The organism is Stenotrophomonas sp. 01N47 (genome assembly GCF_056399165.1).
Window position 1 is genome coordinate 173,237 of record NZ_JBFTQU010000006.1, and the last position, 15,432, is coordinate 188,668.

Sequence of the window (15,432 nt, forward strand, 5' to 3'; positions counted from 1 at the left end):
AGTACGGCCCCTGGGGCAAACGACGGGCTAGTGTATGACAGGAACGGCAGGTTTCCCCGGTGCCGGCCGGCACCGGGCGGTGGCATTCAGCCACTCCATGGTCGATAGTGTGGCACCCCGCACAGTTCCGCCGCCGGAGCACGCCATGACCGAAGCCCACCTGTTCGTGATCGGCATCCTGCTGGCCTGGCTGGCCGGCATCCGCGTTTACCTCACCGTATTCGGCGTCGGCATCGCCGGCCTGCTCGGCTGGGTCGACCTGCCACCGGCGCTGCAGGCCACCGAGTCGTGGTGGGTGCTCGGCACGTCGGCGGCGCTGGCCATTGCCGAATTCTTCGCCGACAAGATTCCCGGCGTGGATTCAGCCTGGGACCTGGTGCAGACCCTGGCGCGCGTGCCCGCCGGCGCCTTCCTCGCGGCAGCGACACTGTCGCCCGATGGCGACCTGGGCACCGGCGCACTGGTCGCCGGCGCGGGCGTTGCACTGGCCAGCCATGGCCTGAAGGCCGGCACCCGCGCCCTGCTCAACACCTCACCGGAACCGGCCAGCAACTGGGTCGCCTCTGCGGCCGAAGATACCGTGGTGATCGGCGGCCTGGCGCTCGCGCTGGCGCATCCGTGGATCGCGCTGGTGGTGGTGCTGGCCTGCAGCCTGGCCGGTGCACTGCTGGTCTGGCTGGTCTGGCGCACCCTGTGGAAAAGTGTGCGCTGGTTGGCACGTGGTGGCAGCGACGACGGACAACGGCAACCCCGTACCGGCTGATCGGCAGGCTTGTCGCATAATGGCCGCGAACACCAGGAGCATCGATGGCCGCAAACGAATCCGCCGCGGGCCCCCGCCCGGGACGCGCTGAAACCCCTCCGGCCGATCATTGGCAACGTTGGGCCGCCCCCGTAGCTGCGGCGGTGCCTGCCGAGGCACCCTCAGCGGCAGTGCAGGGGCCTGCGTCGTCAGCGCCCGGCGACGGTGTCCGACTGGCCGCCCCGCCGCCCCTGCCCTCGGCCGCAGCACTGCCAGAGGCGGGCAACAGTGACATGGCGCCTGTCGACGCCGACTCGCCCTACCGCGTGCTGATCGTCGAAGACGATCGTGCCCAGGCCCTGTTCGCACAGAGCGTGCTGCATGGCGCCGGCATGCAGGCGATCGTGCTAGGCGATGCCGATGGCGTGCAGCAGGCCATCCGCGAGCAACGCCCTGACCTGATCCTGATGGATCTGCACCTGCCCGGGCTGGATGGCATGCGGCTGACCGCGATGATCCGCCAGCAGCCCGGCATGCAGCTGCTGCCGATCGTCTTCCTCAGCGGCGACCCGGATCCGGAGCGCCAGTTCGAAGTGCTCGACTGCGGTGCCGACGATTACCTGAGCAAGCCGATCCGGCCGCGCCACCTGATCGCCGCGGTGGCCAACCGTATCCGCCGCGCACGCGCGCAGGCAGCGACCCTGCCCGGTGCCAACGGCGCACCGGCCACCAGCAACCCGGAAACCGGGCTGCCGACGCGCCACCACGTGCTGCAGCAACTCAACGCGACGCTGGCCCAGCACGAACGCGGTGGCGTGTTCTTCGTCGAAATCTCCAGCGCGCTGGGCCTGCGCGAGCGCTATGGCTATGCAGCCTTCGAGCGGCTGATGGTGCAGGCCGGGCAACGCCTTGCCGAGGCTGGCCATCCGCACCTGCTGGCGCGCCTGAACGACAACAGCTTCCTGCTGCTGGCGCGCAACGCCGATGAGGACAGCCTGGAAGCGATCGCCGGCACCCTGCGTGAGCAGCTGTCCGCGCGCGCCTTCGTGATCCGCGACGACGAATCGGTACACCTGCGTGGCGTGGTTGGCTACGCGCCGCTGTCGCCGGGTTTCGACGATGCCAGCAGCGCCCTGGAAGCAGTCGAACGCACCACCCTGCAGGCACGCCTGCTCAGCGCCGGCGTGGCCGGCCACGTGCATCGCCAGGTCACGACCGAGCAGGAGCACCTGGCGTTGCTGGAAGGCCAGCTCGAGCTCGCTTACCAGCCGATCGTCGCCGTCGCCGGCGGCAGCAGCGCGCAGTACCAGTTGCTGCTGCGCCTGCGCCGGACCGATGGCAGCGTACTGACCGCCGGCCAGGTGATTCCGGCAGCCGAGGCGGCCGGCCGCATCGCCGACCTCGACCAGCAAGTGCTGGAGCATGCGATGGGTCTGCTCGACCTGTATCGCCACGCCACCCAGCCGCTGAACCTGTTCGTCTCGCAGTCGCTGCGTACCCTGCAGCGCGATGCCTTCGCCGACTGGCTGCTGGAGTCACTGCAGCAACGCCGCCTGCCCGGCAGCGCGCTGGTGATCGACGTGCGCCTGCCCGATGCACTGATCCACACCGTGCCGTTGCAGCAGTTCTGCCAGCGCATGGCCAGCGTCGGCGTGCGCTTCTGCCTGAGCCAGTTCGAACCGGGCAGCGAAGCCCTGGCCCTGCTCACCCAGCTGCCCCTGTCGTTCGTGCGCATGGCCGCACGCTTTTCCAGCAGCCACTCCAACCCCGATACGCGCGAAGAACTGCGCCGATCGATCGAGCAGGCGCATGCAGCCGGCCTGCAGATCATCGGCCAGCAGATCGAGGACCCGCAGGCAGCGGCCGCGATGTGGGTCGGCGGTGTCGATTACATCCAGGGCAACATGGTGCAGTCGGCCGGCAGCGACCTGAACTTCGACTTCCACAACGCGGTGCTCTGAGTGTCACCGACGGTCGCGCTGTTGGCGGTACTGGCGCTGGCCATCGTCGCCCTGCTGGTACTGGGCCTGCGATTGCGTTCGCGCAATCGCGCGCTGGCGGCACTGCAGCGCGAACGCATCACCCTGACCAGTGAACGCGACCAGCTGCGGCGCACCACCGAGCGCCAGGGCCAGCTGGAACATCAGCTGCTGCAGGCCAAGCAGGCTGCAGAAGCAGCCGTGCTGGCCAAGGGCGAGTTCCTGGCCACCATGAGCCATGAAATCCGCACGCCGCTCAACGGCATCCTGCCGATGCTGGAGCTGATTGCCCGCGGCCCGCTCGGCGAAGACCAGCGGCAGATGCTGGCCACCGCCTCGGCCAGCTCGCAGCAGCTGCTGCGCATCGTCGATGACATCCTCGATTACTCGCGACTGGAAGCCCAGGCACTGGAACTGGAGATCACCAGCTTCAACCTGCGCGAACTGCTCGACGGCGTGGTGCAGCTGCTGCAGCGCGCCGCCGAAGCCAAGGGCCTGACGCTGAGCCTGCAACTGGATCCGGCCGTGCGCCTGCCGGTACGCGGCGACCCCGTGCGCCTGCGCCAGGTCCTGGGCAACCTGCTGGCCAATGCCATCAAGTTCACCGCACGCGGCCAGGTGCAGTTGCGCGTGCAGCGGCTGGGCGAAGGCCCCGCCCAGCACCAGCTGCGTTTCGAAGTGATCGACACCGGCATCGGCATCGATGAGGCCCTGCAGGCGCGGCTGTTCCAGTCCTTCAGCCAGGCCGACGCCTCCACCACCCGCATCTACGGTGGCACCGGCCTGGGCCTGGCCATCTGCAAGCGCATCACCGACCTGATGCATGGCGACATCGGCGTGCATTCCACCCCAGGCCAGGGCGCAACCTTCTGGTTTGAAATACCGCTGCTGAAGGTTCCCGGCGACCTGCCGGCGCTGGCCCGCTCGCCGGCAGCGCTGCTGCTGTACACCGCCGATGCACAGCTGCAGCCACGCGTCGAACGCATCGCCGCGCACCACGGCCTGCAGGTGCAGCCGCTGGCCAGCATTGATGAGGCAATGGAACGCCTGCGTGCAGCACCACGCCCGGGCCAGAGCACACCGGCATGGCTGCTGGTCGACGCGCGCCACCGCCGCAATGGCGAGGCGGCCCTGCAGCGCGCCTTGGCCGAGCGCGGTGCCGACGACGCACTGCAGGTGCTGTGGCTGCAGGATGATCCGGTTGCAGCACGGCCGCGCCAGCAGCAGCTGCACAGCACATTCAACGATGCCGACCTGCACGCCCTGCTGGCCCAGCCAACAGCCACTGCACGCCCGGCAGCCCTGCTGGCCAACGCCGAAGACGCCAGGCCGGCCGCCGCGCTGCCACCGCTGGATCTGCATGTGCTGCTGGTCGAAGACAACACGGTCAACCGGATGGTGGCCGAGCACCTGCTGCGGGTCTTCCAGTGCCGGGTGCGCAATGCCGCCGACGGCGAGCAGGCCCTCGCACTACTGCGCGAAGGTGGAATCGACGTGGTGCTGATGGATTGCCAGATGCCGGTGCTCGACGGCTACAGCGCGACACAGCGCTGGCGCAGGGAGGAAGCCGAAGCGGGGCGCACGCGGTTGCCGATCATCGCGATGACCGCCAACGCCATGGCCGGTGATCGCGAACGCTGCCTGCAGGCGGGCATGGACGACTATCTTTCCAAGCCGATCACGCGTGAAACGCTGCATGCGCTGCTGCAGCGCTGGGGCCGGGCTTCCGTGGATCACGGACATGCGCCGCTGCCGGAACCCGTGCAACCTGCCGCAACCCCGAGCGTGCCCGACGGCGAAAGCCTGGACGATGAACGAACGCGCGCGATCCCGATTCCACAGCCGGTGCTTGATCGCAGCGTGCTGGATGAACTGCAGGCGGTGATCGGCGATGCCGCCGCGCAGATCGTAACGGTGTTCCTGGAAGACGCACCGCAGCTGGTGCAGCAGCTGCAGCAGGCGGCGCAGGGCAACGACATCGAACGCCTGCAGGCGCTGTCGCACAGCCTGAAATCCTCCAGCGCCAACGTCGGCGCGCTGTCGCTGTCAGCGGTGGCGCGGCGGATCGAACACGAAGCCCGCAGTGGCAGCCTGCAGCGCCCTGCCGTGGCAGTGGCGCTGCTGGTGGCGGAGTTCGCCCGCGCGCGCGTGGCGCTGACCGGCTACCTCGCCGGCCAGGCCCGTTGAGTCACTCTTCGAGCTTGCTCAGCAGGTACTTCGGCTCACCGATGCGCTCGATCAGCTCCAGCTGGGTTTCCAGCCAGTCGATGTGTTCTTCCTCGGAATCGAGGATCTTCACGAACAGCTGGCGGCTGACATAGTCGCCGACCGAATCGGCATAGGCCACGGCCTCGCGCAGGGTGACCACGCCATCGCGTTCCAGCGACAGATCGCACTGCAGGATCTCGGTCGGGTTCTCACCGATGCGCAGCTTGCCCAGCGCCTGGAAGTTCGGCAGGCCTTCAAGGAACAGGATGCGATCGGCGAGCATGTCGGCATGCTTCATTTCCTCGATCGATTCCTTGTACTCGTGTTCGGCCAGTTCCTTGATGCCCCAGTTCTTCAGCATCTTGGCGTGCAGGAAGTACTGGTTGATCGCGGTCAGCTCGTTGTAGAGGACCTTGTTGAGGAATTCGATGACCTTGGTGTCGCCCTTCATGGGGATGCTCCTGCACGCTGAAATCGCGGGCACTGTAGCGCCTTGCGCGCGCGCGTGAAGGAACGCGAATCGTGCGCATTGGCCACTGCGGCCAGCAATGAAGACCAGGAGAGCGCGGCGTCAACGCGCCGCGAAACGACTCAGGCGACCTGCGCCAGGCCCAACACCGGCAACGGGAGATCGTGGGTGGCACGCGCCTTGGCCAGCAGCTCGCCGGCCATGTCCAGGCAGGAACCGCAGGTGGCGCCGCATCCGGTGCGCATGGTCAGCTCGGCCACCGACGTGACGCCATGGCTGGCGGCTTCGCGGATCTGGTGGTCGGTAACACCGTTGCAGATGCAGACGTACACGGGCGGGAACCAGGGCAGCAGGCCAGTAGCGGCCTGGTCGCTATTCCAATGGAAACGAGAATGGTTGTCAATCAGAGACCTGAACCATTCTCGATACGGTTCAGAGTGCGGTCGAATCCACCCGGTACGAGGCGGCTACAGGCACAACAGCCCAAGCGCCAGCACCGGTGTACTGAAGAAGACGATCAGCCACTGCACACCACCACCTGCCGCCCTCAACCGCAGCAGGTAGTCCGCCAGGAACAGCGCACCCGCACAGGTCGCGAAGGCGAGGCACGCGCCCAGCGCCAGCGGCATCCATGCGATGCCGCCGAGGACTGCCACGCTCAACAACAGCCAGGGGAGGCTTGCCAGACGGACAGCCAGTCCCTGCCGGAAATACCCAGCAGACGTGCGTTGCGACCGTTCGACCCGCTCTTTGCGCAACCTGCCCGTCAAACGGCTCCCGGTTCACCCTTGGCTTTCCGCGGCCAATACCCGCCGCGCATGGGCGTGCGCTTCCTGGGCCTGTCGTGGCCGGCCGCGTGGCCTGGCATCCAGGCCTCGGCAGCGCTCTTGGGCATGGCACTGATGCCCTGCCCCGCCACCCCTTGGGCCAACGGCGCCAGATGTCGCAGGGCGCGCGCATAGACGCCACGCTTGAACACCACCACATGCTCTACCGGATACCAGAAGTCGACCCAGCGCCAATGATCGAACTCAGGCGAGTCGGTATGGTCCAGGCTGACGTGGGCTTCATCACCGGTCAGGCGCAGCAGGAACCAGACCTGCTTCTGGCCGATGCAGACCTGGCGTTCATTGCGGCGGATGGCACGCGCCGGCAGCTTGTAACGCAGCCAGCCCGGTGTCGCCCCAAGCACTTCAACGTGCTCCGGCAACAGCCCGGTCTCTTCCTGCAGTTCACGATACATGGCCTCGACAGGCGTCTCGTCGGTGTTCATGCCACCCTGCGGGAACTGCCAGCCATCCCGGCGCACACGTCGTGCCCAGAACACCTGCCCGTCCTGCCGCATCAGCACGATGCCGACGTTCGGTCGATAGCCGTCCGGATCGATCACGATGCGGACTCCTAAGAAAATCTACTGGTTGGGACTATCCCATGCCGTCTGTCGGGCCACAAGCACGATACAAAGGTGTTGACAGTCCTTGTACACATCAGCAGAATAGCGGGCTCACCAAGGCTATGTAGCTCAGCCGGTTAGAGCACAGCACTCATAATGCTGGGGTCGGTGGTTCGAGTCCACCCATAGCCACCACGTTGAAGTTGTTTTTCAATGTGAAAAGTGAGAAAATAGTTACACGTTACATTGCCCCTTAGCCAAGCGGTAAGGCACCTGACTCTGACTCAGGCATCGGTGGTTCGAATCCATCAGGGGCAGCCAAATTAAAAAGAAAAAGGCCTGATCGAAAGATCAGGCCTTTTTCTTTTTAATTTGGTCACGCCTCTCTCGACATGCGAAGCCGCGGGTAGTGCCGACCACTGGCCGGCAACCTCGAAATGCATGACTCCAGAACGACAAAAGCCCGGCCGAAGCCGGGCTTTTGCTTTTCCAACCAGCGGGCTCCCGAAGGAGCCCGGCCAGGCGCGGTAAATCAGCGCTTGGAGAACTGGGTGGCGCGGCGGGCCTTGTGCAGACCGACCTTCTTACGTTCGACTTCGCGGGCGTCGCGGGTCATGAAGCCAGCCTTGCGCAGCTCGGACTTCAGGGTCTCGTCGTACTCGACCAGAGCACGGGCGATGCCCAGACGGATCGCACCGGCCTGGCCGGTGGTGCCGCCGCCAGCGGCGGTGACCAGGATGTCGAAGCTCTCGGTGTTCTTGGTCAGCTCGAGCGGCTGGCGCACGATCATGCGAGCGGTCTCACGGCCGAAGAACTCGTCCAGCGGACGGCCATTGACGGTGATGTTGCCCGAACCCTTGCGCAGGAACACGCGAGCGGTGGAGGACTTGCGGCGGCCAGTGCCGTAGTTTTGAGTGATAGCCATGATTAGATATCCAGAACCTGCGGCTGCTGTGCGGCGTGCGGATGCTCAGTGCCGGCGTAGACCTTGAGCTTGCGGTACATCTGGCGACCCAGCGTGCCCTTCGGCAGCATGCCCTTGACGGCGGTCTCGATCACGCGCTCCGGGTGGCGCTCAAGCGCCTGGGCGAGGGATTCGGTCTTCAGGTTGCCGATGTAACCGGTGAAACGGTGATACATCTTGTCCTGCAGCTTCTTGCCGGTGACGACAATCTTTTCTGCATTGATGACGACCAGGTAGTCGCCGGTATCAACGTGCGGGGTGTAGACCGGCTTGTGCTTGCCACGCAGACGGCGGGCCAGCTCGGTGCAGAGACGGCCCAGGGTCTTGCCCTCGGCGTCGACGAGGTACCAGTCGCGCTGGACGGTCTCGTTCTTGGCAGTGAAAGTGCTCATGAAGAACTCTTGGTTAGGTCGGGCTCATTGCGGCGAAGGACTCGCCGGAACTCTGCCACGCGTTGTGAAAGGTGGAGCGTAAGGGGCGGCATTGTACGCAGCTTGGCTGGCAGGTGCAACCGGTCCCCTGCCCCGGGTTGGCAGGGGACCGGGGCCGGGCGAGAATCGGGCCTCCCCCGCTCCACGCCGTGCCGCCATGACCGTGCTTCGCCAGACCACCCCGCTGGACCACCTGCTGACCGAGGCGCAGCGCGCCCTGGACACGGTGTTCGGCAACCCGCCGGCCAGCCGCCCCTATCCGGCCACGGACACCGGCGAGCCCGGCATGGACAGCGCCCAGCGTCGCCACGCGGCCGGGCTGATGCGCATCAACCATGTCGGTGAGGTCTGCGCCCAGGGCCTGTACTTCGGCCAGGCCGCGGTGGCACGCGACCCGGCGACCCGCGAACATCTGCTGGAAGCGGCCCAGGAAGAGACCGATCACCTGGCCTGGTGCGCCACCCGCCTGGGCGAGCTGGACAGCCGCCCGAGCCTGTTCAATCCGCTCTGGTACGCCGGCAGCTACACCATCGGTACCCTGGCCGGGCTGCGCGGCGATGGCTGGAACCTTGGCTTCGTGGTCGAGACCGAGCGCCAGGTGGAAGCCCATCTGGACGAACATCTGGTCGACCTGCCGGCCGGCGACCTGCGCAGCCGCGCGGTCATCCGGGTGATGAAGGAAGACGAGGCCCGGCATGCCGAGCATGCCGAACAGGCCGGCGCACGCCGCCTGCCGTTCCCGATTCCGGGCGCGATGGCGCTGGCCTCCAGGGTGATGAAGACCATTGCCTACCGCATTTGAAAGGGTAACCCCCACCAACGGTGGGGGCCTACCGCGCTAGGCGGTGGGGGCCGACCAAACCACACGGTGGGGCCCGACCGTTGGTCGGGCCGCCCTTCAATTCGGTGACACCAGCTTCAGGCCGATCACGCCGGCCACGATCAGGCCCACACAGGCCAAGCGTGCCGGCGAGGCGCTGTCGTTGAACAAGTAGATGCCCAGTACGGTCACGCCCATGGCGCCGATGCCGGTCCAGATCGCATAGGCCGTGCCGACCGGAATGTTCTTCATCGCCTGGCTCATCAGATACAGGCTGATCAGGGCCGATACCACCGTCAGGGCGGTCGGCACGGGTTTGCTGAAACCTTCGGAGTACTTCATTCCAAGGGCGAATCCGATCTCGAACAGACCGGCCAGCAGCAGATAGATCCAGGGCATGGGTGGGGGCTCCTTACCTTTTTTGAGAAAAACGAAACGGCCCGGTGTTTTCACACCGGGCCGTAAGTCGGTACATCGCCGTGGAACTGAAGATTGCGCCAAGCGCAGGTTCCACGGGGCGGGGCGTCCCGCCTGGGTGGCGATGCCTGACGGCATCGCGCATGGGTCACTCAGCCAGGTTCCGGCCGTGGAACAGCTCTTCGATCTCACGACGCAGCAGCGCTTCGATCTTCATGCGTTCCTTGAACGAGATGTTCTTGGCCTTCTCCTCGAACAGGTACTGGTCCAGGTCGAAGTCCTTCAGGTGCATCTTCGTGTGGAAGATGTTTTCCTGGTAGACGTTGACGTCGAACATCTCGTAACGCGACTTGATGTTCTTGGCCAGGAAGTTCTGGATCGAGTTGATCTTGTGATCGATGTAGTGCTTCTTGCCCTTCACATCACGCGTGAAGCCACGGACACGGTAGTCCATGATCACGATGTCCGATTCCAGGCTTTCGATCAGGTAGTTCAGTGCCTTCAACGGCGAAATGACGCCGCAGGTAGCCACGTCGATATCGGCGCGGAAGGTGGCAATGCCTTCCTGCGGGTGCGTTTCCGGATAGGTGTGCACGGTGATGTGCGACTTGTCCATGTGCGCGACCACGGCATCGGAAATCAACTCCTTGCCGGCCTGCTTCTTGTCGATCACCGGCTCTTCGGAGATCAGGATCGTCACCGAGGCACCCTGCGGATCGTAATCCTGGCGCGCCACGTTGAGGATGTTGGCGCCGATGATCTCAGCGACATCGGTCAAGATTTGAGTAAGCCTGTCGGCGTTGTACTCTTCATCGATGTATTCAATGTAACGCTGACGCTCCTCTTCGGTGCGCGCGTAACACACGTCATAGATGTTGAAGCTCAGCGCCTTGGTGAGGTTGTTGAAACCCTGCAACCTCAGGCGAGGCAACGGCTTGACCACGGCGGTCGATTCCTGTGTAAGAAGGGAAAGGGGGAATTATGCGGCATAAGTGTCTCCAGGGGGAACGTGAAGACGCTCAGGTTCTGGCACACTGTTTGCCCTTAACAATTGCGCTGGTTAAGCTCCGCTATCGACCCCGTGAATCCGTTCATGCGCAGAGGGAGCGCCCCTATCGTGTCAACCGTGCGCCTAGCTAGCAGCCCATTGGCCTTGGACATCGCAACAATCGACCGCTTCCTGGCACACAGCCACAGGCGGCGCTATCCCACCCGTACCGACGTCTTCCGACCCGGTGATCCGGCAGGCACCCTGTATTACGTCATCAGCGGCTCGGTTTCGATCATGGCCGAGGAGGAAGAGGACCGTGAGCTCGTGCTGGGCTATTTCGGCGCCGGTGAGTTCGTCGGCGAGATGGGCCTGTTCGTGGAGTCGGATCGCCGCGAGGTGATCCTGCGCACCCGCACGGCCTGTGAGCTGGCCGAAATCAGCTACGAGCGCCTGCATCAGCTGTTCCTCGGCCCGCTGTCGGCCGATGCCCCGCGCCTGCTGTACGCGCTGGGCCAGCAGATCTCCAAGCGCTTGCTGGACACCAGCCGCAAGGCCAGCCGCCTGGCGTTCCTGGATGTCACCGACCGTATCGTGCGCACCCTGCACGATCTGGCGCAGGAGCCGGAGTCGATGAGCCACCCGCAGGGCAGCCAGCTGCGCGTCTCACGCCAGGAACTGGCCCGTCTGGTGGGCTGCTCGCGCGAAATGGCCGGCCGGGTGTTGAAGAAGCTGCAGACCGACGGCCTGCTGCATGCCCGCGGCAAGACCGTGGTGCTGTACGGCACCCGTTGACCACCCGGTGTCCGCCGGGCATGGCCCGGCGGATCGCCGTACGTGCGACGTACCATCGCATGTCCCGCACACCCGCTTCCGCTAGGCTCGATCCATGGAACTGAGCAGCGAATTCTGGTGGTTCATCCTCATCGGCCTTGGCGCACAGCTGGTTGATGGTGCGCTGGGCATGGCATTCGGGCTGGTTTCTTCATCGGTGCTGCTCAGCATGGGGCTGCCTCCCGCACAGGTCAGCGCCAGCGTCCATACCGCTGAGGTGTTCACCACCGGCGCATCCGGTGTGTCGCATCTGGTAGCAGGCAATGTCGACAAACGCCTGTTCTTCCGCCTCGCCTTGCCCGGCGCTCTGGGCGGCGCACTCGGCGCGTACGTCCTGACACAGGTCCCTGGCGACCTGATCGGCCCGCTGATCTACCTGTACCTGCTGGTGCTGGCCATCATCATCCTGGCCCGCGCGGCCGGCCGCTGGATGCCCAAGGGCGAGATCCGCCGGGTGCCGGTGCTGGGATTCTTCGCTGGTCTGCTCGATGCCAGCGGCGGCGGCGGCTGGGGCCCGGTGGCCACCTCCACCCTGCTCGCCCGCGGTGGCCAGGCCAGGACCACGATCGGCACCGTCAACGCGGCCGAGTTCGTGGTCACGTTGACCATTTCGGCCACGTTCCTGCTGTCGATGGGGGTGCAGCACCTGCAGATCGTCGCCGGCCTGCTGATCGGCGGCATGATGGCCGCGCCGGTGGCGGCGGTGCTGGTGAAACGGGTGAAGGAACGCTGGGTGCTGGTCGCAGTGGGCGTGCTGGTGCTGGGCATCAGCCTGTTCCAGGTGGGCCATGCGCTGTTCGGGTACCTGGGCCGCTGACCGCCCGCCGGGCGTGGCCCGGCGCTACCCGCGTGGGATTCGGTAGTGCCGGCCGCTGGCCGGCGACCTCATGAGCTGCGGAAGGGGATGCAAGGTTGCCGGCCAGCGGCCGGCACTACCGGGTCCCTGCCCGGCGGGCTGGCGGGATCGATTACGCCTTGTCGCCACCGCGGTCCGCGCAGCCCCAGTTGAGGATGCGGGTACCGGCCGGCAGCACGCGGCGGAAGAATTCCACCTTGGCCGGCTTCGGGTTGACCACCACCGGCGCTTTCGCCGCCAGCAGCAGCGGGAGATCGGCGGTGCTGTCGGAATAGGCGATGTCGATGTCACCGTAGCCGCGCTCGCGCAGCATGCGCATCTTCTCTTCGTTGTGGCAGTGTCGGGTCGGCCCTACCCCGCCCAGACGCGGCCCCACTTCGGTGCCGATCACCGGCACGTCCTGGTGAGCGACAAAGGCCAGGATCGCGCGGGCCAGCTCCGGCGGCGCACCGGTGGCCACCACCACGCGGTCGCCCTTGGCACGATGCGCGGCGAACACCTCCAGCGCCTGCGGCAACAGCTTGGCGCGCATCTGCGCCTCGTTGCGCAGCACGTAGGCGTCGATCACCTTGTTGAACTCACGCGCGCGGTGCAGGCCGAAGCTGCCGATCCACACATAGACCGAAATGCCGGCACGGCGGGTCGGCAGCATCGCCACCATCGGCCCGGCAATCGGGGTGACCAGCAGCGCCGCCAGCATCCGCAGCGGGTTGCGCTTGATCAGCGACGCGAACAGGTGGGTACCCGAATCGCCGTCATACAGGGTGTGGTCGAAGTCGAAGACCACCAGCGGCGCATCCTCGCGCGGCGTTGGATAGTGCGTTTTCATGCTGCGAAGAATAGCTGACGCAGACCCTCGCCCGGCTCTTCCACGCGCATGAAGGCCTCGCCGACCAGGAACGAGTGGATGCCGGCATCGCGCATCAACGCCACGTCCTGCGGGCCGAGAATGCCACTCTCGGTAACCAGCAGGCGGTCGCGCGGCACGGCCAGGCGCATGTCCAACGTGGTCTGCAGCGACACCTCGAAGGTGCGCAGGTTGCGGTTGTTGATGCCGATCATCGGCGCCGGCACCTGCAGCGCACGCTCCAGTTCGTCGATGTCATGCACTTCCACCAGCACGTCCATGCCCAGCGACATCGCCAGTTCGGACAGCGTGGCCAGCTGCGTATCGTCCAGCGCGGCGACGATCAACAGGATGCAGTCGGCGCCGAGCACTCGGGCCTCGTACACCTGGTAGGCGTCGATCACGAAGTCCTTGCGCAGCACCGGCAGCGTGCAGGCATCGCGGGCCTGCTGCAGGTAGACGTCGGCCCCCTGGAAGAAATCCACGTCGGTCAGCACCGACAGGCAGCTGGCGCCGCCGAACTCATAGCTGACCGCGATATCGGCCGGGCGGAAGTCGGGGCGGATCACGCCCTTGGACGGGCTGGCCTTCTTCACTTCGGCAATCACCGCTGGATCACCATTGGCCACGGCGGCCTGCAGCGCGCGCACGAAACCGCGCACCGGCGGCGCATCGGCCAGCGCGGCCTGCAGCTCCTCAAGCGGCCGCTGGGCGCGGCGCTGGGCTACTTCTTCGGCCTTGCGGGCCAGGATCGTCTGCAGGATATCGCTCATCGTCGTCGGGTCGGTGCTGGGGCGGTGAGGACGACCATTATCGGCCATCGGGTGGGTCAGGCTGAACCGCGCGCTCAGGCAACCAGCGCGCGGGTGGTATCGACATACTGCTGCAGGCGGGCACGGGCGCTGCCATCGGCGATGACCGCGCGGGCGCGGGCCAGGCCGTCGCCGATATCGCTGGCCACGCCGGCCACGTACAACGCTGCGCCCGCATTCAGGGCGACGATGTCCAGTGCCGGGCCCGGCTCGTTGTCCAGCACCGCGCGCAGCATGGCGATGGACTGCTCCGGGCCGTCCACGCGCAGGTTGCGGCTGGCCGACATGGCGATGCCGAAGTCTTCCGGATGGATCTCGTACTCGCGCACCTTGCCGTCGCGCAGCTCACCCACCAGGGTGCCGGCGCCCAGCGAGATCTCGTCCATGTTGTCGCGGCCCCACACCACCATGGCACGCTCGGCGCCCAGTTCGCGCAGCACGCGCGCCTGGATGCCGACCAGATCGGGGTGGAACACGCCCATCAGCACCGACGGCGCATTGGCCGGGTTGGTCAGCGGGCCGAGGATGTTGAAGATGGTACGCACGCCCATCTCGCGACGCACCGGCGCCACCACCTTCATCGACGGGTGGTGGATCGGCGCGAACATGAAGCCGATGCCGGTCTGTTCGATGGCCGCTGCCACCTGCGCAGGCTGCAGCTCGATCGCCGCACCCAGTGCTTCGACCGCATCGGCACTGCCTGACTTGGACGACACGCTGCGGTTGCCATGCTTGGCCACGCGCGCGCCGGCGGCGGCGGCAACGAACATCGCGCAGGTGGAGATGTTGAAGGTATGCGAGCCATCGCCACCGGTGCCGACGATGTCGACCAGGTGGGTGGTATCGGCGACCGGCACGGCCAGCGCGAATTCGCGCATCACCGTGGCGGCGGCAGCGATCTCGTCGATGGTTTCCTTCTTCACGCGCAGGCCGGTGAGGATGGCGGCGGTCATCATCGGCGAGACATCGCCGCGCATGATCTGCCGCATCAGGTCGACCATTTCGTCGAAGAAGATCTCGCGGTGTTCGATAGTGCGTTGCAGGGCTTCCTGGGGGGAGAAGCTCATCGGAATACTCCTTGGATCAGGCAGCCGGGCGCTGCAGGAAATTGCGCAGCAGCGCGTGACCATGCTCGGTGAGGATCGATTCGGGATGGAACTGCACGCCCTCCACCGGGAACTGGCGGTGGCGCAGGCCCATGATCTCTTCGATCGAGCCATCCTCGTTTTCGGTCCATGCGGTCACTTCCAGCGCATCGGGCAGGCTGTTCTTGTCCACCACCAGCGAGTGGTAGCGGGTGGCCTGGTAGCCATCCGGCAGGCCGGCGAACACGCCCTTGCCTTGATGCCGGATCGGCGAGGTCTTGCCGTGCATGATGTTGCCGGCGCGGATGACCGTGCCGCCGTAGACCTGGCCGATGCCCTGGTGGCCCAGGCACACGCCGAGGATCGGCGTGGTCGGGCCCAGGCGCCGGATCAGCTCCAGCGACACGCCCGCTTCGTTGGGCGTGCACGGGCCGGGTGAGATGACGATGCGTTCGGGCTTCTGCGCGGCGATCTCGTCCACGCTCATCGCATCGTTGCGCACCACCTTCACTTCGGCACCCAGCGTCTGCAGGTACTGCACGAGGTTGTAGGTGAAGCTGTCGTAGTTGTCGATCATCCACAACATG

The 15,432-nt window shown here is 66.0% G+C and carries 18 protein-coding genes and 2 tRNA genes; 8 read left to right on the top strand and 12 right to left on the bottom strand.

Annotated features, from left to right (window positions below):
- Positions 1-145 precede the first annotated feature (145 nt).
- From AC1DKR_RS14300 to AC1DKR_RS14310, 3 genes are read left to right on the top strand one after another with little or no spacing between them, the layout of a single operon-like run.
- On the top strand, positions 146-763 hold the full coding sequence (locus tag AC1DKR_RS14300; RefSeq protein ID WP_025874628.1) for a DUF4126 domain-containing protein: 618 nt from the start codon (positions 146-148) through the stop codon (positions 761-763).
- A 44-nt stretch (positions 764-807) separates the two neighbouring features.
- Positions 808-2,703: an EAL domain-containing protein gene (locus tag AC1DKR_RS14305; protein ID WP_478033305.1), complete on the top strand. Its 1,896-nt coding sequence runs from the start codon at positions 808-810 to the stop codon at positions 2,701-2,703.
- The gene (locus AC1DKR_RS14310; protein ID WP_478033306.1) at positions 2,704-4,908 is read left to right on the top strand and encodes an ATP-binding protein; all 2,205 of its coding nucleotides are present in this window, start codon (positions 2,704-2,706) and stop codon (positions 4,906-4,908) included.
- A 1-nt stretch (position 4,909) separates the two neighbouring features.
- Here AC1DKR_RS14310 and bfr read toward each other — a convergent pair whose 3' ends face one another.
- The 4 genes from bfr to AC1DKR_RS14330 form a co-directional block, all read right to left on the bottom strand.
- Positions 4,910-5,380, bottom strand: coding sequence for a bacterioferritin (gene bfr / locus AC1DKR_RS14315; protein ID WP_025874625.1), 471 nt, complete (start codon positions 5,378-5,380; stop codon positions 4,910-4,912).
- A 140-nt stretch (positions 5,381-5,520) separates the two neighbouring features.
- Positions 5,521-5,730, bottom strand: a complete 210-nt coding sequence (locus AC1DKR_RS14320) for a (2Fe-2S)-binding protein (RefSeq protein WP_032951724.1) — start codon at positions 5,728-5,730, stop codon at positions 5,521-5,523.
- Between the two features lie 135 nt (positions 5,731-5,865).
- Positions 5,866-6,054, bottom strand: coding sequence for a hypothetical protein (locus AC1DKR_RS14325; protein ID WP_312786958.1), 189 nt, complete (start codon positions 6,052-6,054; stop codon positions 5,866-5,868).
- A 110-nt stretch (positions 6,055-6,164) separates the two neighbouring features.
- A complete protein-coding gene (locus AC1DKR_RS14330; RefSeq protein ID WP_025874624.1) occupies positions 6,165-6,788 on the bottom strand; it encodes an RNA pyrophosphohydrolase in 624 nt (207 codons plus the stop codon).
- Positions 6,789-6,909: 121 nt separating this feature from the next.
- Here AC1DKR_RS14330 and AC1DKR_RS14335 point away from each other — a divergent pair.
- A tRNA-Met gene (locus AC1DKR_RS14335) sits at positions 6,910-6,986 on the top strand.
- Between the two features lie 52 nt (positions 6,987-7,038).
- A tRNA-Gln gene (locus AC1DKR_RS14340) sits at positions 7,039-7,112 on the top strand.
- Positions 7,113-7,323: 211 nt separating this feature from the next.
- On the opposite strand, the gene rpsI is transcribed toward AC1DKR_RS14340, so the two are convergent.
- The gene (gene rpsI / locus AC1DKR_RS14345; RefSeq protein ID WP_005411311.1) at positions 7,324-7,716 is read right to left on the bottom strand and encodes a 30S ribosomal protein S9; all 393 of its coding nucleotides are present in this window, start codon (positions 7,714-7,716) and stop codon (positions 7,324-7,326) included.
- A 2-nt stretch (positions 7,717-7,718) separates the two neighbouring features.
- Positions 7,719-8,147 (bottom strand): 50S ribosomal protein L13, encoded by a 429-nt coding sequence (gene rplM, locus AC1DKR_RS14350; protein ID WP_025874623.1) that lies wholly within the window; start codon positions 8,145-8,147, stop codon positions 7,719-7,721.
- A gap of 196 nt (positions 8,148-8,343) precedes the next feature.
- On the opposite strand from rplM, the gene coq7 reads away from it, so the two are divergent.
- Positions 8,344-8,988 carry a 2-polyprenyl-3-methyl-6-methoxy-1,4-benzoquinone monooxygenase gene (gene coq7 / locus AC1DKR_RS14355; protein ID WP_033832396.1) on the top strand — a complete coding sequence of 215 codons (645 nt, stop codon included), beginning with the start codon at positions 8,344-8,346 and terminating at the stop codon, positions 8,986-8,988.
- A 96-nt stretch (positions 8,989-9,084) separates the two neighbouring features.
- Here the strand turns inward: coq7 and AC1DKR_RS14360 are convergent, their stop codons facing one another.
- Positions 9,085-9,405: a DMT family transporter gene (locus AC1DKR_RS14360; RefSeq protein ID WP_025874621.1), complete on the bottom strand. Its 321-nt coding sequence runs from the start codon at positions 9,403-9,405 to the stop codon at positions 9,085-9,087.
- A 166-nt stretch (positions 9,406-9,571) separates the two neighbouring features.
- Positions 9,572-10,366, bottom strand: a complete 795-nt coding sequence (gene speD / locus AC1DKR_RS14365) for an adenosylmethionine decarboxylase (protein WP_025874620.1) — start codon at positions 10,364-10,366, stop codon at positions 9,572-9,574.
- A 150-nt stretch (positions 10,367-10,516) separates the two neighbouring features.
- Here speD and crp point away from each other — a divergent pair, with 150 nt between their 5' ends.
- Both crp and AC1DKR_RS14375 read left to right on the top strand, forming a co-directional pair.
- Positions 10,517-11,206 (top strand): cAMP-activated global transcriptional regulator CRP, encoded by a 690-nt coding sequence (gene crp, locus AC1DKR_RS14370; RefSeq protein WP_025874619.1) that lies wholly within the window; start codon positions 10,517-10,519, stop codon positions 11,204-11,206.
- A 94-nt stretch (positions 11,207-11,300) separates the two neighbouring features.
- Entirely contained in the window at positions 11,301-12,062 is a 762-nt protein-coding gene (locus AC1DKR_RS14375) for a sulfite exporter TauE/SafE family protein (protein WP_478033307.1), read from the top strand.
- Positions 12,063-12,213: 151 nt separating this feature from the next.
- Here the strand turns inward: AC1DKR_RS14375 and AC1DKR_RS14380 are convergent, their stop codons facing one another.
- The 4 genes from AC1DKR_RS14380 to AC1DKR_RS14395 all read right to left on the bottom strand — a co-directional run bounded on the left by AC1DKR_RS14380 (position 12,214) and on the right by AC1DKR_RS14395 (position 15,431).
- Entirely contained in the window at positions 12,214-12,930 is a 717-nt protein-coding gene (locus AC1DKR_RS14380; protein ID WP_442244471.1) for a haloacid dehalogenase-like hydrolase, read from the bottom strand.
- Positions 12,927-13,721, bottom strand: a complete 795-nt coding sequence (gene trpC, locus AC1DKR_RS14385; protein WP_229290362.1) for an indole-3-glycerol phosphate synthase TrpC — start codon at positions 13,719-13,721, stop codon at positions 12,927-12,929. Before trpC ends, AC1DKR_RS14380 begins: the two co-directional genes overlap by 4 nt.
- Positions 13,722-13,795: 74 nt before the next feature.
- On the bottom strand, positions 13,796-14,827 hold the full coding sequence (trpD, locus tag AC1DKR_RS14390) for an anthranilate phosphoribosyltransferase (RefSeq protein WP_089237368.1): 1,032 nt from the start codon (positions 14,825-14,827) through the stop codon (positions 13,796-13,798).
- Between the two features lie 16 nt (positions 14,828-14,843).
- Positions 14,844-15,431, bottom strand: coding sequence for an anthranilate synthase component II (locus tag AC1DKR_RS14395; RefSeq protein WP_363733955.1), 588 nt, complete (start codon positions 15,429-15,431; stop codon positions 14,844-14,846).
- Position 15,432: the final 1 nt, after the last annotated feature.